Annotated in this window: 20 protein-coding genes; 5 read left to right on the top strand and 15 right to left on the bottom strand. The window is 71.2% G+C overall.

Annotated elements, in window-relative coordinates:
* Positions 1-44: 44 nt before the first annotated feature.
* From galK to galT, 3 genes are read right to left on the bottom strand one after another with little or no spacing between them, the layout of a single operon-like run.
* Entirely contained in the window at positions 45-1,196 is a 1,152-nt protein-coding gene (gene galK, locus ACIHFE_RS13280; RefSeq protein ID WP_400105957.1) for a galactokinase, read from the bottom strand.
* Complete coding sequence (gene galE / locus ACIHFE_RS13275) at positions 1,177-2,145, bottom strand: UDP-glucose 4-epimerase GalE (protein ID WP_400105956.1); 969 nt, start codon at positions 2,143-2,145, stop codon at positions 1,177-1,179. Before galE ends, galK begins: the two co-directional genes overlap by 20 nt.
* On the bottom strand, positions 2,142-3,188 hold the full coding sequence (galT, locus tag ACIHFE_RS13270; protein ID WP_400105955.1) for a galactose-1-phosphate uridylyltransferase: 1,047 nt from the start codon (positions 3,186-3,188) through the stop codon (positions 2,142-2,144). Before galT ends, galE begins: the two co-directional genes overlap by 4 nt.
* Before the next feature lie 92 nt (positions 3,189-3,280).
* On the opposite strand from galT, the gene ACIHFE_RS13265 reads away from it, so the two are divergent.
* On the top strand, positions 3,281-4,951 hold the full coding sequence (locus tag ACIHFE_RS13265; protein ID WP_400105954.1) for a sodium:solute symporter family protein: 1,671 nt from the start codon (positions 3,281-3,283) through the stop codon (positions 4,949-4,951).
* 20 nt (positions 4,952-4,971) lie between these two features.
* The gene (locus ACIHFE_RS13260; RefSeq protein WP_400105953.1) at positions 4,972-5,223 is read left to right on the top strand and encodes a hypothetical protein; all 252 of its coding nucleotides are present in this window, start codon (positions 4,972-4,974) and stop codon (positions 5,221-5,223) included.
* Here the strand turns inward: ACIHFE_RS13260 and ACIHFE_RS13255 are convergent.
* The 5 genes from ACIHFE_RS13255 to ACIHFE_RS13235 form a co-directional block, all read right to left on the bottom strand.
* Positions 5,177-5,896 (bottom strand): response regulator transcription factor, encoded by a 720-nt coding sequence (locus ACIHFE_RS13255; protein ID WP_400105952.1) that lies wholly within the window; start codon positions 5,894-5,896, stop codon positions 5,177-5,179. The genes ACIHFE_RS13260 and ACIHFE_RS13255 overlap by 47 nt on opposite strands.
* Positions 5,897-6,167: 271 nt before the next feature.
* Positions 6,168-7,964, bottom strand: a complete 1,797-nt coding sequence (locus ACIHFE_RS13250; protein WP_400105951.1) for a hypothetical protein — start codon at positions 7,962-7,964, stop codon at positions 6,168-6,170.
* Between the two features lie 290 nt (positions 7,965-8,254).
* Positions 8,255-10,054 carry an ABC-F family ATP-binding cassette domain-containing protein gene (locus ACIHFE_RS13245; RefSeq protein ID WP_400105950.1) on the bottom strand — a complete coding sequence of 600 codons (1,800 nt, stop codon included), beginning with the start codon at positions 10,052-10,054 and terminating at the stop codon, positions 8,255-8,257.
* Positions 10,055-10,152: 98 nt separating this feature from the next.
* On the bottom strand, positions 10,153-10,419 hold the full coding sequence (locus tag ACIHFE_RS13240; protein WP_400105949.1) for a hypothetical protein: 267 nt from the start codon (positions 10,417-10,419) through the stop codon (positions 10,153-10,155).
* 97 nt (positions 10,420-10,516) lie between these two features.
* Complete coding sequence (locus ACIHFE_RS13235; protein WP_400105948.1) at positions 10,517-13,024, bottom strand: ABC transporter permease; 2,508 nt, start codon at positions 13,022-13,024, stop codon at positions 10,517-10,519.
* A gap of 162 nt (positions 13,025-13,186) precedes the next feature.
* On the opposite strand from ACIHFE_RS13235, the gene ACIHFE_RS13230 reads away from it, so the two are divergent.
* The gene (locus ACIHFE_RS13230) at positions 13,187-13,339 is read left to right on the top strand and encodes a hypothetical protein (protein WP_400105947.1); all 153 of its coding nucleotides are present in this window, start codon (positions 13,187-13,189) and stop codon (positions 13,337-13,339) included.
* Between the two features lie 8 nt (positions 13,340-13,347).
* On the opposite strand, the gene ACIHFE_RS13225 is transcribed toward ACIHFE_RS13230, so the two are convergent.
* The 4 genes from ACIHFE_RS13225 to ACIHFE_RS13210 all read right to left on the bottom strand — a co-directional run bounded on the left by ACIHFE_RS13225 (position 13,348) and on the right by ACIHFE_RS13210 (position 16,202).
* Positions 13,348-14,034: a rhomboid family intramembrane serine protease gene (locus tag ACIHFE_RS13225; protein ID WP_400105946.1), complete on the bottom strand. Its 687-nt coding sequence runs from the start codon at positions 14,032-14,034 to the stop codon at positions 13,348-13,350.
* A 286-nt stretch (positions 14,035-14,320) separates the two neighbouring features.
* Positions 14,321-14,509, bottom strand: a complete 189-nt coding sequence (locus ACIHFE_RS13220) for a DUF397 domain-containing protein (RefSeq protein ID WP_400105945.1) — start codon at positions 14,507-14,509, stop codon at positions 14,321-14,323.
* On the bottom strand, positions 14,506-15,315 hold the full coding sequence (locus ACIHFE_RS13215; protein WP_400105944.1) for a helix-turn-helix domain-containing protein: 810 nt from the start codon (positions 15,313-15,315) through the stop codon (positions 14,506-14,508). Before ACIHFE_RS13215 ends, ACIHFE_RS13220 begins: the two co-directional genes overlap by 4 nt.
* Positions 15,316-15,395: 80 nt before the next feature.
* Positions 15,396-16,202, bottom strand: a complete 807-nt coding sequence (locus ACIHFE_RS13210) for an alpha/beta fold hydrolase (protein ID WP_400105943.1) — start codon at positions 16,200-16,202, stop codon at positions 15,396-15,398.
* A gap of 112 nt (positions 16,203-16,314) precedes the next feature.
* Between ACIHFE_RS13210 and ACIHFE_RS13205 the strand changes: the two genes are divergently transcribed.
* Positions 16,315-16,953 carry a TetR/AcrR family transcriptional regulator gene (locus tag ACIHFE_RS13205; protein ID WP_400105942.1) on the top strand — a complete coding sequence of 213 codons (639 nt, stop codon included), beginning with the start codon at positions 16,315-16,317 and terminating at the stop codon, positions 16,951-16,953.
* Between the two features lie 96 nt (positions 16,954-17,049).
* Positions 17,050-17,478 (top strand): SgcJ/EcaC family oxidoreductase, encoded by a 429-nt coding sequence (locus ACIHFE_RS13200; protein WP_400105941.1) that lies wholly within the window; start codon positions 17,050-17,052, stop codon positions 17,476-17,478.
* Positions 17,479-17,497: 19 nt separating this feature from the next.
* Here ACIHFE_RS13200 and ACIHFE_RS13195 read toward each other — a convergent pair whose 3' ends face one another.
* The 3 genes from ACIHFE_RS13195 to ACIHFE_RS13185 are packed head-to-tail and all read right to left on the bottom strand — an operon-like array spanning position 17,498 to position 20,666.
* Positions 17,498-18,400: a 4-(cytidine 5'-diphospho)-2-C-methyl-D-erythritol kinase gene (locus ACIHFE_RS13195; RefSeq protein ID WP_400105940.1), complete on the bottom strand. Its 903-nt coding sequence runs from the start codon at positions 18,398-18,400 to the stop codon at positions 17,498-17,500.
* Positions 18,397-19,278, bottom strand: a complete 882-nt coding sequence (gene rsmA / locus ACIHFE_RS13190; protein ID WP_400105939.1) for a 16S rRNA (adenine(1518)-N(6)/adenine(1519)-N(6))-dimethyltransferase RsmA — start codon at positions 19,276-19,278, stop codon at positions 18,397-18,399. The genes ACIHFE_RS13195 and rsmA overlap by 4 nt, the downstream gene beginning before the upstream one ends.
* Entirely contained in the window at positions 19,275-20,666 is a 1,392-nt protein-coding gene (locus ACIHFE_RS13185; protein ID WP_400105938.1) for a ubiquitin-like domain-containing protein, read from the bottom strand. Before ACIHFE_RS13185 ends, rsmA begins: the two co-directional genes overlap by 4 nt.
* Between the last annotated feature and the right edge of the window lie 35 nt (positions 20,667-20,701).

Raw genomic sequence — 20,701 nt, 5'->3', positions numbered from 1 at the left:
GGTGGGATGACGGAAGGCGAATCGCGAAACTGAGGGAGCGCGAGTCATCCCACCCGCCCCGCGCTGCTCCCCGCTCCCACCGTGAACACCCGTGGCGCCCCATACCCGGCATAACCAAACGCCTCGGCCACCGCTTGTCGCACCGGTTCCGCCCTGGCCTCCTCCACCAGCACCACCGCCGACCCCCCGAAGCCCCCGCCCGTCATCCGCGCCCCGAGCGCCCCCGCCACCACGGCGGTGTCCACCACCAGGTCCAACTCCGGGCAGGAGACGGCGAAGTCATCCCGCAGGGAGCGGTGCCCGGCGGTCAGCAGCGCGCCCGTCTCCCGCACCGCACCCGCCTCCAGCAGCGCGGCCACCTCCCGTACCCGGTGGTTCTCGGTGACCACATGCCGCACCAGGGGACGCAGGCCGGCACTCAAGCCTCGCAGCACATCCGGGAGTTGCCCGGGGGTGATGTCCCGCAGCGCGCGTACTCCCAGCGCCCGTGCCGCCTTGGCGCATCCGGCGCGCCGCTCGGCATAGGCGCCATCGGCGAGCTCATGCCGCACCCCGGTGTCCACCACCAGCAGCCGCAGGCCCGTCAGTTCCAGGGGCACCTGGCGCATCCGCAGATCCCGGGTGTCCAGCAGCAGCGCATGCCCGGCCACACAGCAGGCGGCGGCCATCTGGTCCATCACCCCGCAGGGCACCCCGGCGAACTCGTTCTCCGCCCGCTGGGCCAGCAGCGCCAACTCGGCGCCGGCCAGGGACGATCCGCCCAGCGCCAGCGCGGTGGCCACCTCCAGCGCGGCGGACGAGGACAGCCCCGCCCCCAGCGGCACCTCGCTCTCCACATGGATATCGGCCCCGCCGGCGACGCCCGCCACTTCGGCCTCGCGCAAGGCCCAGCACACCCCGGCCGGGTACGCCGCCCAGCCCCGCACCGCGCCCGGTGCCAGCTCCGCCACCCGCAGCCGGACCACCTCGCCGCCCAGCCGTGCCGAGTACAGCCGCAGCACCCCGTCCTTACGCGGGGCGGTGGCCACCGCGGTACGCCGGTCCAGGGCGAGGGGCAGCACCAACCCTTCGTTGTAGTCGGTGTGTTCGCCGATCAGATTGACCCGGCCGGGCGCCGACCGGACGGTCTCCGGTGCCCGGCCGTACACCGCCCGGAACCCGGCGGCGGCCCGCTGCTCAACGGCTGTCGCGGTCACGGGCGAACTCCCAGGCGTCGGCGATGATTCCGGCCAGGTCGCCGCGGGACGGCCGCCAGCCGAGCAGTTCACGGGCCCGCTCGGCGGAGGCGACCAGCACCGCCGGATCGCCGGGCCGCCGGCCGGCGGCCACCTCCGGGATGGGATGGCCGGTGACCTTGCGGGCGGTCTCGATCACCTCGCGCACCGAGAAGCCATTGCCATGGCCCAGGTTGCACACCAGATGGGTGCCGGGCCGGGCCGCCGCCAGGGCCAGCAGATGGGCCTCGGCCAGATCGGCCACATGGAGGTAGTCCCGCACACAGGTGCCGTCCGGAGTCGGATAGTCCGCGCCATGCACCGAGATCGCCTCCCGCTGCCCCAGTGCCACCTGGAGCACCAGCGGAATCAGATGGGTCTCCGGCGAGTGCCGCTCCCCATAACGCCCGTATGCCCCGGCCACATTGAAGTAGCGCAGCGAGACCGCGGCCAGGCCATGGGCGGCGCACTCGCCGTGGATCATCTGGTCCACGGCCAGCTTTCCGGCGCCATAGGGGTTGGTGGGCGCGGTGGGCGCATCCTCGGTGATGGGCACCCGGGCCGGCTCGCCATAGGTGGCGGCGGTGGAGGAGAACACCAGGGTGCGCACCCCCGCCCCGCGCATGGCGGCCAGCAGCTCCAGGGAGCCGCCCACATTGTTGCGCCAGTACTTCTCCGGGTCGGCCACCGACTCCCCCACCTGGGAGCAGGCCGCGAAGTGCAGCACCGCGTCAAAGGAGCCGTCCAGCCAGCGCGCCGCGTCCTGCACCCGCCCCTCGATGAACTCCGCGCCCGGCGGTACGGCGTCCCGGTGCCCGGTGGAGAGATCGTCCAGCACGGTCACCCGGTGCCCGGCCGCCAGCAGACGATCCGCGACCACGCTGCCGATATAGCCCGCACCTCCGGTGACCAGGCACTTCCCAAGCTTCATCCGCTCGCTACCTCTCGCAGTCTCCGGGCCGCGGCCTCGGGCGGTACATCGTTGATGAAAACGTTCATGCCGGATTCGGAACCCGCGAGGAACTTGAGTTTGCCGGGAGTGCGGCGAATGGTGAAGAGCTCCAGGTGCAAGGCGAATTCGGTGCGCCGGGGGTGTTGGAGGGGCGCCTGGTGCCAGGCGGAGATATAGGGCGTGGGCGGCATGTCCGGCCCGAAGATCCGGTCGAAGCGCCGCACCAGTTCCCGGTGCACCCCCGGCAGTTCCGCCCGGGCCGCCTCGTCCAGCGCAGGCAGGTCGGGCACCCGGTGCCGGGGGTAGAGGTGCACCTCATAGGGCCAGCGGGCGGCATAGGGCACAAAGGCCAGCCAGTGTGCGGAGCTGAGCACCACCCGGCGGCCGTCCGACTCCTCCGCCGCCATCAGCTCATCGAACAGGTTGGCCCCGCCGGTGCGTTGGCGGTGTTCCTCCAGTGACCGCAGCATGCGCTCGGTGCGCGGGGTGATGAAGGGGTAGGCATAGATCTGGCCATGGGGGTGGGCCAGGGTGACACCTATCTCGGCGCCCCGGTTCTCGAAGCAGAACACCTGGCGCACCCCCGGCCGGGCGGCCAGCTCCCGGGTGCGGTCGGTCCAGGCGGCCAGCACCAACCCGGCGCGCTCATCGTCCAGTTCACCGAACGAGCCCTGGTGGTCGGCGGTGAAGCAGACCACCTCGCACCGGCCGGCGTCACCGGACAGCGCCGGGAACCGGTTCTCGAACACAACGACTTGGTAGTCCCCGGCGGGGATCTCGGTCGGCCGGCCGTCCCCGGACGGGCACAACGGGCAGGACTCGGAGGGCGGATGGTAGGTCCGCTCCTGCCGGTGCGAGGCGATGGCCACGGTGTCCCCCAGCAGCCGGTCGTGGCGCAGTTCCCCGAGGGTGGTGACGGGCGGCAGCGGCCGCCGGTCGACGGCATCCCGCAGTGGACTGCCCTCGCGGTCGTAGTAGATCAGCTCGCGGCCGTCCGCGAGCCGGGTCGCCGTCTTACGCACTGATGACGTCTCCTCACCCAACACCTTCCCACAGAACCAAACACAAGGAATCATGAGCCAACAGCTCGGTCAACAGTGAGTGGGGTGAACTCGTGCACCAACTGGCCGCAGGGCTCCGACTGCCCGTCAACGCACTCGACTACACCATCCTGATCCTCTACTTCGTCGTCGTCCTGGGCATCGGCTTCGCCGTGCGCCGCTCGGTGCGCACCAGCCTGGACTTCTTCCTCTCCGGCCGGTCGCTGCCCGCCTGGGTCACCGGACTCGCCTTTGTGGCCGCCAATCTGGGCGCCACCGAGATCCTGGGCATGGCCGCCAATGGCGCCCAGTACGGCGTCTACACCGTGCACTGGTACTGGATCGGCGCGATACCGGCCATGGTCTTCCTGGGCCTGGTGATGATGCCCTTCTACTACGGCTCCAAGGTGCGCTCGGTGCCGGAGTTCCTGCTGCACCGCTTCGGCCCGGCCTCCCATCTGCTCTCCTCGGTGATCTTCGCGGTGGCCTCGGTACTGATCGCGGGCGTCAACCTCTATGCCATGGCGATCGTGCTGCAGGCCCTGCTGGGCTGGCCGCAGTGGGTGGCGATCCTGGTGTCCGGCTTCTTCGTCCTCGCCTACATCACCCTCGGCGGCCTGTCCTCCGCCATCTACAACGAGGTACTGCAGTTCTTTGTCATCCTGGCCGCGCTGATACCGATGACCATCATCGGCCTGAAGCGGGTGGGTGGTTGGGGCGGACTGCGCCACTCGCTCTCCCACCGCCATGGTGACAACTTCCTCAGCACCTGGGGCGGCACCGGCATAGGCCACCCCAACTCCCTGGGCGCCAACTGGCTGACCATAGTCCTGGGGCTGGGCTTCGTCCTGAGCTTCGGCTACTGGACCACCAACTTCGCCGAGGTACAACGGGCGTTGTCGGCCCGGAACCTCAGCGCGGCCCGCCGCACCCCGCTGATCGCCGCCTTCCCCAAGCTGCTGATCCCGCTGGTGGTGGTGCTCCCCGGGCTGATCGCCCTGGTGATGGAGCCGGCCCTGGGCCAGGAAGGCAGCGGTCTGAGCTACAACGACGCCATTCCGGTGCTGATGCGCGACCTGCTGCCCAATGGGGTGCTGGGGCTGGCGGTGACCGGACTGCTGGCCGCCTTTATGGCCGGCATGGCGGCCAATGTCTCGTCCTTCAACACCGTGTTCACCAACGACATCTGGGCGGCCTATGTGCGGCGTGGCCGGCCGGACGCCTACTACCTCACCACCGGGCGCTGGGTGACCGCCGCCGGGGTGCTGGCCGGGATGGGCACCGCCTTTATCGCCTCCTCCTTCTCCAACATCATGAACTACCTCCAGACCCTGTTCTCCTTCTTCAATGTCCCGCTGTTCTGCGTCTTCATCATCGGCATGTTCTGGTCGCGAGCCTCGGCCGCGGCCGGATTCTGGGGACTGCTCTCCGGCACCGTGGCCGCCATGGTCAACTACTTTGGCCTCTACCGGCAGGGCGTGCTGGACATCCCCTCCGACCAGGGCGCCAACTTCGTTTCCGCGATCGTGGCGTTTGTGGTGGGTGGGCTGGTGATGGTGACCGTCTCCCTGTTCACCAGGCCCAAGCCCGCCGGCTCCCTGGTCGGCCTGGTCTATGGCACCAGCAGCCCCGGCGCGCAGGCGCCGCCGGACACCGGTGATGACGCCTGGTACCGCCGGCCGGCCCTGCTGGGCTGGGGAGCGGTGCTGCTGGCCGCCCTGTGCTACGTCCCCTTCTCCCTCTGATCCGCTGCCGAGGTACCGCCATGGACAAGCCCCAACTCCCCGCCAAAGCCCGCCTCTTCGATGTACGCCTGGTCATCGGCGGGCTGTTCACGGTGTACGGCCTGGTGCTCACCGGCGCCGGGATCGCCGCCTCCGACCGGGACCTGGACAAGGCACAGGGCATCAACATCAACCTCTGGGCGGGCCTGGGCATGCTCGCCCTCGGGCTGGGCTTCCTGCTCTGGCTCAGACTCCGCCCGGCCGTGCCACCGCCCCCCGGGGAACGGGACTGACCTGGCCGCCGGTGGCCGCCCGGTCCAGCAGGCCGGTACGCGCGGCCAGCGCCGCGGCCTCCAGCCGGGACCCCACACCCAGCTTCATCAGCACCCGCTGCACATGGGTGCGCGCCGTGCTGGGCGCTATCCCCATGCCGGCCGCGATCAGCCGGGTGTCCTCGCCCTCGGCCACCCGCACCAGCACCTCCACCTCGCGCGGGGTGAGCAGCTGGAGCAGCCGGGCGCCCTCGTCGTCCGGCTGCGCGGCCGGGTTGAGCAGCTCGGTGAACGCGCCCTGCAGCAGCTGGGGTTCGACCGCGGCCTCACCGGCGCGGGCCTTCATCATGGCCCGCTCCACGCCCTCAATCCGCTCATTGTGCCGCACATAGCCGGAGGCGCCGGCGGCGAACGCGGCCGCGATACCCAGTGGGTTGGGCACCGGCCCCAGCACCACCACCGCCACCTGCGGGCGCTCCCGTTTGATCCGCACCACCGGATCGAAGGCCCCGGGCTCGGCCGGGGCCGCGGTGCCCAGCAGGCACACCTCCGGTGCCCGGCTGACCACCAGGTCGGCGGCCCCCGCACTCGGTGCCGCCGCGGCCAGCACCCGGTGCCCGCGCAGCTTCAGCGCCGAGGCCAGGGCCTCGGCCAGCAGACGGTGGTCATCGACCACCATGAGCCGCACGCCCATGCGCTGCCCCCCTGTCGCCCGCGTACTCCCCCAGCTACCGCTGGGAGGTGCCCCCACCCCAACTGCCGCTGGGAGGTGCCCTTATCTCGTCGCCCTCTTGCCCCCGGAAGCTACACGCTTGTTCGACGTTCCGCGCCCCCTACTAGTGAGAAGTCCCCCGGAATGCCGAAATCCCTGCCATTCATGTGTACTTCGCGTCTGAAACGGATCGTTCAGGCATGTACGCACGATGGACAGGGATTTGGCCGGAGCGCTCCTCAAATGATCAGGATCAGTTGGCTCCCCAGACCTCGGCCAGGTACTCCTTGCCCTTGGCGAAGGTGTTGGGCTGGTGGATGTACTCCCGGCCCAGGTAGAGCCGGTTCTGCGTCCAGGTCACCCAGTCGTAGTCGGGCAGGATCTGGTTCTCCGTCTCATAGGAGTCCTTGGGGTTCCGCAGCAGCACATCGCTCTTGAAGCTCTTGGGGTCGATGCGCACCACCTGGCCGCCGTACCGCCAGCTGGAGGTCTGGTAGCCGATGACGCTGCCGTCCTTGTCCACCCCGATCGGCGACATGGAGGAGCTCAGCCGCCCGTCCGCCTTGCCCCGGGCCTGGCCGCTGGACAGGTCGAAGCCGACGATCTCATTGACCTCGCCGACGTCCCCGGACTTGCCGGTCTGGTGGTCATTGGTGGGCAGGTAGAGGGTGTCCTTGCTGACCGCCACCTTCTTGCAGCCGTCCACCTTGCCCCTGGTGCAACGGGCCACATACTTCCCGTTCTCGGTCGAGATCTTGCTGCGCAGCTTGCCGTCCTTGGCGCTGTCGTCAATGACCATGAAGTCCGAAACGCCGGATCCGGTGTGGTCATTGGCGTTGACCCCGACCACCAGCGGGTCGGTGGAGACCACATTGGCCTCGTCGATGCCATTGGGCAGCTTGAAGCTGGACGCCACCGCGCCATCGGGCTTGAGGGTCTGCACCGACATCTGCGGGTGGGCGTAGTCACCGCAGCGACGGACCGCGATCAGCTTGTCGCCGCCGGCGTAGCCGTCGTCCTTGCAGGTGTCCTGCGCCTTGGGCTTCCACAGCTCCTTGCCGTCGAGGGACCAGGCGGCACCGCCGTCCAGGCCGCCCGCGGCCACGACGCCGGAACCCACGGTGAGTTGCTCGAAGGTGATCGTCTGGTCACCCACCTGGGACTGCTTCTGCCACAGCTTCTTGCCGTTGTTGAGGTCGATGACCACGATTTCGTTGCAACGGCCGCCGGAGAATTTCTCGTTGGTGGGCTTCTTGTCCTCGACCAGGAGGGCGGTCTTGCCGTCATCGGTGACATGGGGCGAGGCCGAGCAGATCTCGCCGTCCAGCGGGATCTCCCACTTCTGGCCGCCGGTCAGGCCATAGCCGACCACCTTGAACAGGTCGGTCTTGGCGAAGACCTGGCCGGTGACCCACATGCCCGGGGCCTGGCGGCTGTCCGGCACCTTGGGCTGGTCGACGCCGAACACCAGCTTGCCGTCCAGCGTCTGGGGCTTGGGCCCCGGCTTGTCGGTGGAGCCACCCCCGCTGCCGCCGCTGCTGCCGGCGGAGTTGTCCGACTTGCCGCCGTCCTTGGTGAAGAACCAGACGCCGCCGCCGGCCACCAGCAGCACGGCGATCACCGCGCTGATGATGACCACCAGACGCTGCTTGGAGCCCTGGCCGGCCGGGGCCGGCGCGGCGGCCGGGAACGGCGCCTGGGGCGTGAACGGGCCGCCGTACTGGGGCGGTTGGGGCGGCTGGCCGGGGTTGGGGTAGCCATAGCCGCCCGGCGCGGGCGGCGGCGTCCCGGGCGGGCCCGGCGGTGCGGCGGGCGGCGCGGGCGGCATCTGGGGGTAGCCGTAGGCGGGCGCGGCGGGCGTGGGGGCACCCGGCGCGGGGGCGCCCGGCGCGGGCTGCCCCGGAGACTGCGGCGGCATGGCCGGCGCGGCGCCGAAGCCCGCGCCGCCGGCCGGCGCCGGCGGGAAGTCCTGGGGAGCGCCGAAGCCGCCGGCCGGCTGCTCCGGCGGAACCCCCTGCGGCGGCTGAGGTGGCATGGGCGGCTGTGACATGGCTTTCCTCTTGATATGCGAGACCCCAGGGCCCGATCGGCCTCCCCCGCGATCCCGGTGACCTAATGTCCGAAATGGTCACCGAGAAGGAGCGAATCGGGTTGAAATCCCGCCAGTGAGCGGCAGGCAAGCGGGAATTCTTTGTATCACCCGACACCGACAGCACAGGGGGCGGTATCGGACGGGATCACCCGCCGATACCGCCCTGTAACGAGACTGTTGTGGCCCGTGTGCCTTACGCCGTAGTAGTCAGCCGACGGTCATCCGGTCACCGTCCGGCGGCCAACCGGTCACACCTCATCGGCGAGTTCCAGCCACCGCAGCTCCAGCTCCTCGCGCTCGGTGGCGAGTTCACGCAGCTCGGCGTCCAACTTGGCGACCGCCTCGAAGTCGGTGGCCTGCTCGGCGATCTTCTCGTGGAGCTTGGCCTCCTGCTCGCTGATCCTGTCCAGCCGGCGCTCGATCTTCTGGAGCTCCTTCTTGGCGGTCCGGGAGTCACCGGCCGGCTTGGGCTTGGCCGCGGGGGCGGACGGCGCCGCGGGGGCCGCCGCCTCGATCACCGCCTGCCGCCGCTCCAGGTACTCGTCCAGGCCGCGCGGCAGCATCCGCAGGAAGCGGTCGCCCAGCAGCGCGTACACCCGGTCGGTGGTGCGCTCCACGAAGTACCGGTCGTGGCTGATGACCACCATGGAGCCGGGCCAGCCGTCCAGCAGGTCCTCCAGCTGGGTCAGCGTCTCGATGTCCAGGTCGTTGGTCGGCTCGTCCAGGAACAGCACATTGGGCTCGTCCATCAGCAGCCGCAGGAGCTGGAGCCGCCGCCGCTCACCGCCGGAGAGGTCGCCGACCGGCGTCCACTGCTTCTCCTTGGTGAAGCCGAACTTCTCGCACAGCTGCCCCGCCGTCATCTCCCGGCCCTTGCCGAGGTCGACGCGGTCACGTACCTGCTGGATGGCCTCCAACACCCGCTTGGCCGGGTCGAGTTCGGTGACCTCCTGGGAGAGGTAGGCCAGCCGCACCGTCTTGCCGACCACCACCTTGCCGCCGGCCGGCTGCTTCTCGCCCTGGGTACGGGCCGCCTCGGCGAGGGTGCGCAGCAGCGAGGTCTTGCCGGCACCGTTGACGCCCACCAGGCCGAGCCGGTCGCCGGGGCCGAGCTGCCAGGTCAGGTGCTCGATCAGCACCTTGGGCCCGGCCTGCACGGTGACGTTCTCCAGGTCGAAGACCGTCTTGCCCAGCCGGGCGTTGGCGAACTTCATCAGCTCGGAGCTGTCCCGGGGCGGGGGCACATCCGCGATCAGCTCATTGGCGGCCTCGATGCGGAACCGGGGCTTACTGGTGCGGGCCGGGGCACCGCGCCGCAGCCAGGCCAGCTCCTTGCGCATCAGGTTCTGCCGCTTGGCCTCCTCGGTGGCGGCGATCCGCTCGCGCTCGGCGCGGGCGAAGACATAGTCGCTGTAGCCGCCCTCGTACTCATGGACGGCGCCGCGCTGGACGTCCCACATCCGGGTGCAGACCTGGTCCAGGAACCAGCGGTCGTGGGTGACGCACACCAGCGCCGAGCGGCGGGCCCGCAGATGGCTCGCCAGCCAGGAGATGCCCTCCACGTCCAGGTGGTTGGTGGGCTCGTCCAGGACGATCAGGTCCTGCTCGGCGATCAGCAGCTTGGCCAGCGCGATGCGGCGGCGCTCACCGCCGGAGAGGGGGCCGATGACCGTGTCCAGTCCATCGGTGAACCCCGGCAGGTCCAGCCCGCCGAACAGCCCGGTCAGCACATCGCGGATCTTGGCGCTGCCCGCCCACTCATGGTCGGCCAGGTCGCCGATCACCTCGTGCCGGATGGTGGCCTTGGGGTCCAGGGAGTCGTGCTGGGTGAGCACGGCCAGCCGCAGGTGACCGGCGTGGGTGACCCGCCCCTTGTCCGCCTCCTCCAGCTTGGCGAGCAGCCGGATGAGCGTGGTCTTGCCGTCACCGTTGCGGCCGACCACGCCGATCCGGTCGCCCTCGTTGACGCCGAGGGAGACGCCGTCGAGGAGTGCGCGGGTTCCGTACACCTTGTCGACGGCTTCCAGATTGACCAGGTTGGCTGCCATTGGGCTCCTTGCGTTTATGGGGTCCCTTCCAGGATCCCATGGGGCGCGTCTGGCTCTGGGGGCAGACCCTGGTCCCTCTCGCCGGTCTCCGACCGGGCTCAGTCCTCGTCCGTGATGAGGGTGTCCTGCCGGTCGAAGACGTTGAGCACCAGAATCATGACGAACTGCTGGAAGATCACGTATTCCGCGAGGATGTCGTTGGTGAGACGGATGTGCCGCACGTTCTCGCCCATGGCGAGCGACTTCTCGTGGAGCGGGTGCTCGGCGAGGACGTCAATGGCACGTTCGAAGCTTTTGCGGCGTGCCGGGTCCAGACTGTCGCGTTTGACCGCGGCTTCTTCGCTGTAGCGGATGGCGTAGCGCATGTCGGCCAGCATCTCACGGCGGCACTGTCCAGCCCGTCCGGCGTTTGAGGACAGCGCGCGCAGCGTGCTGCCGGGCCCGGCAACGGCCCCGGTAGCCCTACCTTGCCGCCTCCACCGCCCGGCCCCGCAGCGCCGCCCAGGTCGGCACCAGGGTCGCGGCCAGGGTCAGGGTCAGCGCCAGCCCGACCACCGACAGGTAGATCGACAGCGGCCCCGAGGGCATCCACGAATCCCCGGCCGCCAGACTGAACGGCACCAGCGTGGTGGCCGCGGCCAAGGAACCCAGCACCAGCCCCACCACCGCGACCAGCGCCCCCTCCACCGTCATCATCCGCAGCACCTGCCCCCGCGTGGAGCCCGTCAGCCGCTGGAGGGCGAAGTCCCGGCGCCGGTTGCCGACCGCGACGGCCGTGGAGTTGACCACCGACAGCGCCGTGTATGCCACCAGCATCCCGACGATCAGGTAGTTCACCCATGCCTGGGTGCGCGAGTCCCGTGCCTGCCCGTCCAGGACCGCCTCCCGGTCCCGGACCTGGACGCCGGGGTGCCGGGCGGCCAGCCCGTTCAGCTCGCGGAGCAGCCGCTCCCGCTGGAGTCCGTCCTCCGCTCGCACCAGGATCCGGGCCGGCAGCCCCTCGGTCGTATGCCGCGCCAGCAGTTCCACGCTGGTCAGCGCCGACTCGTACCCCTCCCGCGCCGGGAAGAGGGCCACCACCCGTACGTCCGCCACCGCACCGTCGCCCATCCGCAGCCGCACCGTGTCACCGATCGCCCGCCCCATCCGGTGGGCCATCCGCTCCGGCAGGGCGATGGTGTCCCCCGTCAGGTCGCGCAGGCTGCCCCGGCTCGGCCGGACGGCCAGCGTCCGCTCGGCGTCCGCCCCGCTGACCCCCTCGATGGCCAGGCCGCGCTTGGACTCGTCGCCGTCGTGCGGGCGCTCGGTGTACACCTGGCTGCTTACCGACGCACTGGCCCCGGCCACCCCGGGCAGCCGCCGCACCTGGTCCACCAGCGCCGGGTCCAGCCCGCCGGCCGCCGAGGTGAGCACCGCATCGGCCCGCAGGTTCGCCACGGCCGCCTGATCGGTGACGCTCTGCACCGTGGTCTGCAGATAGAGCATTCCGGTGGCCAGGGCACTGGCGAGCATGATCGGCGTGACCACCCCGGCCATCTTGACCGTGCTCACCCGGCAGTTGATCGCCGCCAGCCGCCCCGCCGCCCCCGTGCACAGCCGGACCGGCCAGTACAGCAGCAGGGTCACCAGCCTGACGAACCAAGGCCCCAGCAGCGCCAGACCGATGGCGCAGCACATCACCGTCGGCCCCGCCGTGCTCGCCGCCACCGGCCCGCGCAGCACCAGCGTGGTCACCAGGCCCAGCGCAAGAGTGCCCGCCAGGAACAGCAGCCCCAGAACCAGCCGCAGCGGGCTGAACCACCGCTGGACCACCGCCACTTCGCCCAGCGCCTCCACCGGCTTGGCGCCCACCGCGCGCCGGGTGCCGAGCAGGGTGCCGAGGACGGCGGTCAGCAGCAGTGCGCCATAGGCGGGCAGGGACGGGATCCAGCCGTGCCGGTACACCATGGCGTCCGCGACCATCCCCTGCGCCGCCATCCGGTCGAACAGCGAGCGGCCCAGCACCGGCCCCAGCGGCCAGGCCACCGCGGCCGCGACCACCGTGACCGCCAGCGTCTCGCCGAGCAGCATCCGGCGCAGCTGCCCGGGGGCGGCCCCGATCGCCCGGAGCAGGGCCAGCTCGCGGCGCCGCTGCTGGGCGGCGAGCCCAAGGGTTCCGGCCACCACGAACATGGCGACCGCGATGGCCAGTCCGCCGAAGACTCCGGACAGCGATATCAGGTCATCGCCGCCCCGCAGCGCCTCCGGGTGCTCCGCCAGGCCGCGTCGGTCACCGGTCAGCAGCGAGACCCGCTCGCCCTTGAGCGCGGCGGCCACCTCCTTGCGCGCCCCGGGCGCGAGTTGGACGGCGATGTCGGCGACGGCGTCCGGGCGGGGCGAGAGCCGCGCGGCCTCGGCATCACCGAAGAACAGGGCGGGCCGGGGCCCGCGCACCAGGCCGCTCACCGTGTACACGGCGGAGCCGCCATGCGCCGTGATCCGCACCCGCTCGCCGACCGCCGCCTTCATCCGCCGGGCGAGCGCCTGGTCCAGCACCACCTCGCCGGAGCGCGCCGGTCCACTTCCGCCTGCCAGGACATACGGGGTGAGGGCGGCCGAACTCCAGCCGTACGCCCGCGTCTTGGCGTTGCCCCCGACCGCGACGTCCAGGACGCGCTCGCCCACGGCCGTCCGCACACCCGGCACGGCCCGCACCCGCTGCACCAACTCGGCCGGCAGGGTGGCCCGTTCGGAGAGGTAGACCTCTTTCTTGTGCTTCTTGCCGGGCTGCTTGATGGAGTAGGTCTGGTCCCCGGTGATCACCAGCCCGGCCCCGGCGAGCCGCTGCGGCGGGACGCTGGACCGGATGCCGGTCTCCATCAGCCCCCCGCAGGCCATCACGATGGTGGCCCCGATCACCAGGGCGAGAAAGGTGGCGACGAACGCGCCGAGGCGGTGGCGCAGTGAGCGCCGGGCAAGCTTCCCGATCATGCGCTCAACGCTAGGGACGGAACGGCCGGCGCCCCATGGGAGCAGCAGGCGGACGGAGGGTGGGGTTAGCCCCAGTCGCCGGTCCACCGATCGGTCTACTCAGCGGCGAAATGAGTAGCAGCGCTCAGGCGCGGCGGCCGGCCGGGCGGCCAGCCTGGACGCATGACGACACCGCCGCTGACCGCACAGCCCTACCTCCCGCTCCGGCCCGCCTTCGGGCGGCCGGCGCGCACCCGCCAGGTGAACGACGACCACGCCGGGCTGGCCGGCGCGGGCCGGGCTACGGAAACCGCCGCCCGGTCCAGCGTGGCGTGATCGGAACTTCAGGCGCTCGGCGCGATGGACGCTGCGGACGCCGCCCGGGCGCGGACGCCCGCCGAGCCCAGGATGAGGGCCGTGCCCAGGACGGATCCGGTCAGCACCCCGATGCCGTGGTTGTTCTCCAGCACGCTCAGCACCACCCCCGAGGCCGGGACCAGCAGCGCCACCCACCGCAGTGGCGTCTGTTCGCCGGTCAGGGCGTAGGCGCAGGCCAGCGCGCCGACCAGGCCGCACAGCGCCACCGAGTCGCCACCGCCGTGGACGCTCCACCCCGCCATGCTCACGGTGTGCGCCGCGATGCCGCTCAGCAGGAAGACCACCGGCATCAGCACCGGGCCCAGCCGCCGCTGGGCGACCGGGGCGATGACCGCGACAGCGGCAAGGTTGAAGGTCAGCTGCGTCCAGCCCGAGGTCTGGACGAACATCGCGGTCACCGCCCGCCACCAGGGTCCGTCGGGCGTGCGCTCCAGATGGCCCATGATGCCGGGTGCGGCGGTCTGCACCACGCCCATCGCCGCCATCAGCGCCACCAGCCCGGCGGCCACCCCCGGCGCCGGCCGCCGCCACAGCGCGGCGAGCAGCTGGGGCGGGGCGGCCCGGTGCCCGACCGTCCAGGCGGTGATGACCTGAAGGCCGGGGGCGACCACGGCGGCCGCGCAGGTGTAGAGGGCGATGACGTGCGAGTTCATGATCCAAAGCTTGCCGTACGGGGGCGGGCGGCGACAGAGCCCTCTGTCAGGAGGCGGCCATGACAAATGTCTTCGTCAGGAGAGCCGTCCCGGCGGTAAGGGCTCCCCGCGCGCCTGGTGGGCCGTACGTGGCAGGGTGCGGCCCGGTGTTGGGCAGCTGCCACTGAATGTGGCCCCCGCCCCGCCCTTTCACCGTTTCTCCGGGGGCTGCCGTCCCCAGGGAGCCCCCCGCTTTGCGTGTCGGGTGCGGGCCGCCGGTGGCTGGTCGCGCAGTTCCCCGCGCCCCTTAGGGGGCGTACCCGGCGGCGTACACGAGGAAGGGTGCCCACGAGGGAGCGGGTATGGCCAGTTGGGCACCGCCCTTGCGCTTGGAGTCGCGTATTCGGATGGCACCGGGTACGGCGGCGGCTTCAACGCACGCAGCACCCTCGCCATCGCTGTAGCTGGACTTGAACCACGACTGTCCGCTTCTCATAGCTCGCTTGCCACCCGTCTGATTAGTTGGGACGAATCCGCTGCGTTGAGAGCATGCATGCGGATCGTGGCGTGACACTTCATTAGGTCGTTTACCCTCGCTGGATCCGCATGGAGCATGCTGGCCGACTGTGCCTCGTGATAGCCGTGAAGACGGCGGTCCTCCGTCTCAAGCACGATGAACTGCCCGTTCAGTCCTGGGTTTACCCCGCGGTTCATCGGTAGCACCTGAATCGCCACGTTGCGCAGATTGCCCAACTCGATCAGGCGACACAGCTGTTCCTTCATCACCTCGGCCTCACCAACGCCGCTCCGCAAAGCGGCCTCGTGCAGGACGAAGCTGAACGCCGTGGTGGTCTTCTTCAAGAGTTCCGTCCGCTGCACCCGAGCGGCCAGCCGAGACTCCACCGTTTCTTGATCGACGAGCGGAAGGTGCCCCTCCATCAGCGCACGCGCATAGCCTTCGGTCTGCAACAGCCCGGGCACGAGCAACGCCTCGTACCAGTGAACCGCGACCGCCTCGGCCTCAAGGGCCATGTACTCACGCGAACGACTCGCGAACCGCTCCGGCTCCAGATACGGGTACGTCGCCCGCAACTTCCCCTGCGCGCCCAGCATTTCGTCGGCGACTTCCAGGAACCGCAGGGTCGGCCGGCGCCGGCCCAGTTCCATGGACTTGATCATCTCGGGCCCGTAACCCGCCTCGTCTGCCAGCTGCTCCCGCGTGACATTGGCAGCGGTCCGCCACACCCTGACCTGATTCCCACACAGCCGCCACGCCATCGGCGGCTCGGACAGCTCACTCATGTCAGCCGACGCTAGGGCGAACCCGCCTCCCCCAGCACCGAATCCGCCTGATTCCCCACCCCACGAGCGAATGGCGACGCTCAGGCGACACCCGCCAGGAAGTCCGCCACCACACCCCCGAACCCCACCGGGTCCGCCGTATAGATCAGGTGGTCCGTGGCCAGCTCGGCAACCTCCGTGCCCGGCCGGCGCTCGGCCATCTCCCGGGCCTGCTCGGCGGAGACGACGCCACCCTTCGCGCCCCGGATCACCAGCGCCGGGCAGGCACTGGCCGTCCAGTCAGCCCAGTGGCTGCCATGCACCAACTCCTCGGAGTCATATATGTCCTGGGGGTGGAAGGGCAGCCGCCAGCTGCCGTCCGCGCTCTGGCGGAGCCGGTCGGAGAAGTAGGGCGCGGCCGGGCCCATGCCCGCCACCAGGGCCTCGCGAGTCGGCGCCGCGTACGGCAGGCTGAGCACAAAGGCGAGCGGGTTGCCGCCGTCCAGGCCCAGTTCGACCGGGGCCTCGGCGTTGATCAGGGCCGCGACCCGCCCGGGGTGGCGCGCGGCGAACTGGTAGGCGTTGATGGCGCCGAGCGAGTGCCCCAGCAGAACGGCCTGCTCCAGGCCGAGGTGGTCGAACAGGGCCAGCAGATCCGCGAGGTAGCCCTCACGCGAGTAGTCGGCGGCCCGGTCGGAGGCCCCGTGTCCGCGCTGGTCGGGGGCGATCACCCGCCACTCGTCGCCCAGCCGGGCCGCCAGGTCGGCGAAGGTGGCGCCCTCCGACATATGGCCGTGCAGGGCCACCAGCGGCCGCCCGGCGCCGCCGAAGTCCAGATAGGACAGGCGGCGGCCGCCGTCCAGCGCCAACTCGGCGCGGATGGCGTGGGTTTCGGCGGTCTCGTTCATGGTCTCCCCCTTGAGCTCGGTCGGTACGACGGGAACCGTAGCGGGGATTTGGGCAAATGCGCAAGACGCTTGCCCAAGACGTTCGTCCAAGTCCTGGGCTAGGCTCCCTGCCATGGGAAACCGTGAGGATCTGCTGTCAGGCGCCAGGCGCTGCCTGAAGGAGAAGGGCTGGGCGCGGACCACCGTCCGCGACATCACCGCGGCCTCCGGCGGGGTGAGCATGGCCGCCATCGGCTACCACTTCGGCTCGCGCGAGGCGCTGCTGACCGCCGCCCTGATCGAGGCGATCGACGAATGGGGCGCCGCCACCGGCGGCGCCCTGGCCGCGTACGGGACCCCGGACGCGACGCCCGCGGAGCGCTATCAGGCCATGTGGCAGGGACTGATCGAGTCCTTCGACACCCACCGGAAGTTGTGGCTGGCCGGCATCGAGGCGCTGGTTCAGGCCGAACACTCGGAGGAACTGCGGCGCTATCTCGCCGGCGGCCAGGCGCAGGGACGCAGCGGCATGGCCGCGCTGCTCACCGGCGTACCGGAGGAAGAGCTGGATCCTGCCGCCGGCCGCGACCTGGGATCGGTACAAATGGCTCTGCTCACCGGCCTGTTGGCCCAGTGGCTCACGGACCCCGCAGGGGTTCCGGACGCGGCGGGAGTCGTGGCGGGGCTGCGGAGCCTGGCGGACGTCATCGAGGGGAAGGGGCAACACAGGGACGCGGACGCCGTCCGGCCCAACGCGGATGCCACCCCTTGACCTGAACCGCAGTTGAGGATCTTGACTGGTCGGTGGCGGCCATCAGGCGCCGCCCCCGGGCCGGTCCCGGCGAGCGACGAGAAAGGGCACACCGTCATGAGCGAGGGCAACACCCTTGTGGTGGGAGCGATTTCGCCGGAGACCCGGTCCGCGGTGACCGCCGTGGTGGAGGACCTGGAACGGGCCTTCAACGCCAAGGACCCCATCGCGCTCAGCGAGTGCTTCAGCGAGCGGACGTCCTGGACCAATGCCATCGGCAAGCGGCTGGACGGGCGGGCGCTGATAGCGGAGTTCAGCGCTCCGGCGATGAAGGGCTTCCTGAGCGGGGTCTACGCCCGGTACGAGGTCGTCAAGCTGCTGGAGATAGCACCCGAGGTGATCGCGGTGAATGTCGCCCAGACACCGACCGATGCGGCGGGCGAGGCCACTGACGGCGCCAGGGGCGTCACCCTCTACATCATCGCCCGGCGGAAGGACGGCTGGAAGATCGTGGCCGGCCAGAACACGGCCGTGGAGCCGTCCTGACCGCCACCCGACCGGCACCCTAAAGAACCACGGCCCCCGGCACCGGCCCCGCCGCGACCCGGACCGCCCGGCAGGTACCGGAATTGCGCAGCGCCTCGGCGACGCGGTTCGCGTCCTGCTCGTCCTTGACGAGGAAGGCCGTCGTCGGACCGGAACCCGACACCATCGCGGCCAGCGCCCCCGCCTCCGTACCCACCGTCAGCGTCGCCGCCAGCGAGGGCCGCAGCGAAACGGCCGCGTCCTGAAGGTCGTTGGAGACCGCGGCCGCCAAGGCCACCGCATCCCCGTCCCGCAGCGCGCCCAGCACCGCGGCGGACGCGTCCGGCTCCGGGATCGCCCGGTCCCCCCGCAGCCGGTCGCACTCGGCGTACACGGCGGGCGTGGACAGGCCACCGTCCGCCACCGCGAACACCCAGTGGAAGGTGCCACCGGTCTCCAGCGGGGTGAGCAGCTCCCCCCGCCCGCGCCCCAGCGCGGCCCCGCCCACCAGGCTGAACGGCACATCGCTGCCCAACTCGGCGCAGATCTCCAGCAGTTCGTCCCGCGAGGCACCCGTGCCCCACAGCGCGTCACAGGCCACCAGCGCACCGGCGCCATCCGCGCTGCCGCCCGCCATGCCCCCGGCGACCGGAATGCCCTTGTCGATATGGATATGCACGCGCGGCGCGCCCAGCCCATGCCGCTCGGCGAGGATCGCCGCCGCCCGGGCCGCCAAGTTACTGGCGTCCAGCGGGACCTGGTCCGCGCCGGGGCCCTCGCAGGTCACCGTCAGCCGGTCCGCCGCCGTCACCGTGACCTCGTCGTAGAGGCCCACGGCCAGGAACACATTGGCCAGGCCGTGGAAACCGTCCGGGCGGGGTCCCCCGACCCCCAGCTGGACGTTGACCTTCGCCGGAACCCGCACCCGGACCGAGGACCTCACGCGCCACTCCCCTTGTGCTCGGCGATCGCCGCGAACTGCTCCACCGTCAGTGACTCACCCCGCGCCTGCGGCGAGATCCCCGCCGCCACCAGTGCCGCCTCCGCGGCCGCGGCCGAGCCGGCCCAGCCGGCCAGCGCGGCGCGCAGCGTCTTGCGGCGCTGGGCGAAGGCCGCGTCCACCACCGCGAAGACCTCCTCCTTGGAGGCGGTGGTCTTCAGCGGCTCGGCGCGCCGCACCAGCGAGACCAGCCCGGAGTCCACATTGGGCGCGGGCCAGAAGACATTGCGGCCGATCGCGCCGGCCCGCTTGACCTCCGCGTACCAGGCGGCCTTCACCGACGGCACGCCGTACACCTTGGAGCCGGGCGGGGCCGCCAGCCGGTCGGCGACCTCGGCCTGGACCATCACCAGGGTGCGCTCGATGCTGGGGAACCGGGCCAGCATATGCAGCAGCACCGGCACGGCCACGTTGTAGGGCAGGTTGGCCACCAGTGCGGTGGGCGGCGGGCCGGGCAGCTCGGTGACATGCAGGGCGTCGCTGTGCACCAGGGCGAAGCGGTCGGCGCGCTCGGGCAGCCGGGCCGCGACCGTGGACGGCAGCGCGGCGGCCAGCACATCGTCGATCTCGACCGCGATGAGCCGGTCGGCCGCCTCCAGCAGGGCCAGCGTCAGCGAGCCCAGTCCGGGGCCCACCTCGACCACCACATCGTCCGGCCGCACCTCGGCGGTGCGCACAATGCGGCGCACCGTGTTGGCGTCGATCACAAAGTTCTGACCGCGCTGTTTGGTGGGGCGCACCCCTAGGGCGGCGGCCAGTTCGCGGATGTCGGCGGGGCCGAGCAGGGGGCCGGAGTCGTCTGTGCTGGGGCTGGAGCTCACCCGTGAAGTTTACGGCCGCACACGGGCCACGGGCTCGCCCCCCGGCTGATGTACAGCTTCTTCGCCCGCATCGTCTGCTCTCCGGCGGGCGCGTCCTGCGGCCGGCCGCTGCCGCCCAGGGACTGCCAGGTGTGGACGTCGAACTGGTACAGCCCGCCATAGGTGCCCGAGGGGTCCACCGCGCCGGGCCGCCCGCCGGCCTCGCACTGGGCCAGGGCCGCCCAGTTCAGGCCCCCGGTGCCCTTGACCGTGGTGGGCACCGGCTTGGTGCCCACCTTGATGATCTGGGTGCGGGGCTTGCTCACCAGCTGGGCGGCGATCTTCCTCGGCCGCTGCTTGACGCCATTGACGCTGCGCAGCAGGTAGGTGACCCGTTCCATGCCCTTCTCGCCGCGCTGGGCGACCACCTGGGTGCCCTTGGGCAGCGTGGGGTCGTCATGGCGCTCGGTGGTGAAGTCGATGGGCTCCTCCCGGACCTCCTGGCTGCCGGTGATGCGCATGATGGAGATGGTCTGACCCTCGCGGGGGAAGCTGTCCGGGTCCACCGAGGCGGTGTCCTCGCCGTGCAGGGCGATGCCCGCGTCCCGGATGGCGTCCCGCACGGTGGCGGCATTGGTGCGGACCAGCCGCTCATGGCCGTCCACCAGGAAGGTGAGGCTGCGCTCGGTGCGGACGTCCAGGTCCAGGCCCTGGCGGCCGATGGCCTCCGAGCGGGAGGCGGAGAGGTAGGCGCCCTCGGCCCGTACCCCCAGCTGGCGCAGTGCGCCGTCAACGGTGCGCGCGGTGGTCCACACCTGCTGGCGGTGGCCGTCCAGGGTGAGGGTGACCGGGCGGCCGTAGCGGACGATCACCCGGTCCCCGGTGGCCAGGTCGTGGTGGCGGCCGGGCGCCACGATGTCGTGTTCGCCGACCCGCATCCCCTCGTCGGCCAGCAGCTCATCCACATCGTCGGCGAAGGTGTGCAGGGTGCGCGGGGTACCGTCCACGCTGAGCTGGACGGCCTTGTCGCTGGCGATAAAGGCGGAGGTGCCGCCGGCCAGGAAGGCCACCACCAGGGCCTGGGGCAGCAGCCGGCGCAGCGGATCGGAGTTCAGGCCGGAGCGCTTGCGGCCGCGGCCCCGGCGCGCGGCCGGGGTGGTGGCGGGGGCGGGTGCCGTGCCCTCGGCCGGTGCCGGGTCCGGTGCCAGGCCCTGGGACGGGTCCGAGGACTGGTCCTGGGGCAAGGCGGAGGACGCGGCCTGGCGGGGCAGGCTGGTCTCGTAGCGGGCGCTGGTCGGCTCGGGGGCCGCGTACGCGTCATACGGTGCGTACGCGAACGGAACGTACGGCGGCGGCGCTTCCGTCCCGCCGCGCGAAGCGGCGTGCGGGCTGCCCTGCGGATGACTCACGGCTCTCCACTGGGTCCGGACTGACGGGCCAGGAC

Origin of the sequence: Streptomyces sp. NPDC052396 (genome assembly GCF_044593195.1) — a bacterium.
GTDB lineage: Bacteria > Actinomycetota > Actinomycetes > Streptomycetales > Streptomycetaceae > Streptomyces.
The sequence above is the reverse complement of the archived record's forward strand: the minus strand, read 5'-3'. Positions and strand labels throughout refer to the sequence as shown.

Bases quoted from the DNA above. Each gene is read 5' to 3' on its own strand.
- galE (WP_400105956.1), bottom strand. From the start codon at position 2,145: ATGAAGCTTGGGAAGTGCCTGGTCACCGGAGGTGCGGGCTATATCGGC.
- ACIHFE_RS13260 (WP_400105953.1), top strand. From the start codon at position 4,972: ATGGACAAGCCCCAACTCCCCGCCAAAGCCCGCCTCTTCGATGTACGC.
- ACIHFE_RS13255 (WP_400105952.1), bottom strand. From the start codon at position 5,896: ATGGGCGTGCGGCTCATGGTGGTCGATGACCACCGTCTGCTGGCCGAG.
- ACIHFE_RS13250 (WP_400105951.1), bottom strand. From the start codon at position 7,964: ATGTCACAGCCGCCCATGCCACCTCAGCCGCCGCAGGGGGTTCCGCCG.
- ACIHFE_RS13245 (WP_400105950.1), bottom strand. From the start codon at position 10,054: ATGGCAGCCAACCTGGTCAATCTGGAAGCCGTCGACAAGGTGTACGGA.
- ACIHFE_RS13240 (WP_400105949.1), bottom strand. From the start codon at position 10,419: ATGCGCTACGCCATCCGCTACAGCGAAGAAGCCGCGGTCAAACGCGAC.
- ACIHFE_RS13235 (WP_400105948.1), bottom strand. From the start codon at position 13,024: ATGATCGGGAAGCTTGCCCGGCGCTCACTGCGCCACCGCCTCGGCGCG.
- ACIHFE_RS13230 (WP_400105947.1), top strand. From the start codon at position 13,187: ATGACGACACCGCCGCTGACCGCACAGCCCTACCTCCCGCTCCGGCCC.
- ACIHFE_RS13225 (WP_400105946.1), bottom strand. From the start codon at position 14,034: ATGAACTCGCACGTCATCGCCCTCTACACCTGCGCGGCCGCCGTGGTC.
- ACIHFE_RS13220 (WP_400105945.1), bottom strand. From the start codon at position 14,509: ATGAGAAGCGGACAGTCGTGGTTCAAGTCCAGCTACAGCGATGGCGAG.
- ACIHFE_RS13215 (WP_400105944.1), bottom strand. From the start codon at position 15,315: ATGAGTGAGCTGTCCGAGCCGCCGATGGCGTGGCGGCTGTGTGGGAAT.
- ACIHFE_RS13210 (WP_400105943.1), bottom strand. From the start codon at position 16,202: ATGAACGAGACCGCCGAAACCCACGCCATCCGCGCCGAGTTGGCGCTG.
- ACIHFE_RS13205 (WP_400105942.1), top strand. From the start codon at position 16,315: ATGGGAAACCGTGAGGATCTGCTGTCAGGCGCCAGGCGCTGCCTGAAG.
- ACIHFE_RS13200 (WP_400105941.1), top strand. From the start codon at position 17,050: ATGAGCGAGGGCAACACCCTTGTGGTGGGAGCGATTTCGCCGGAGACC.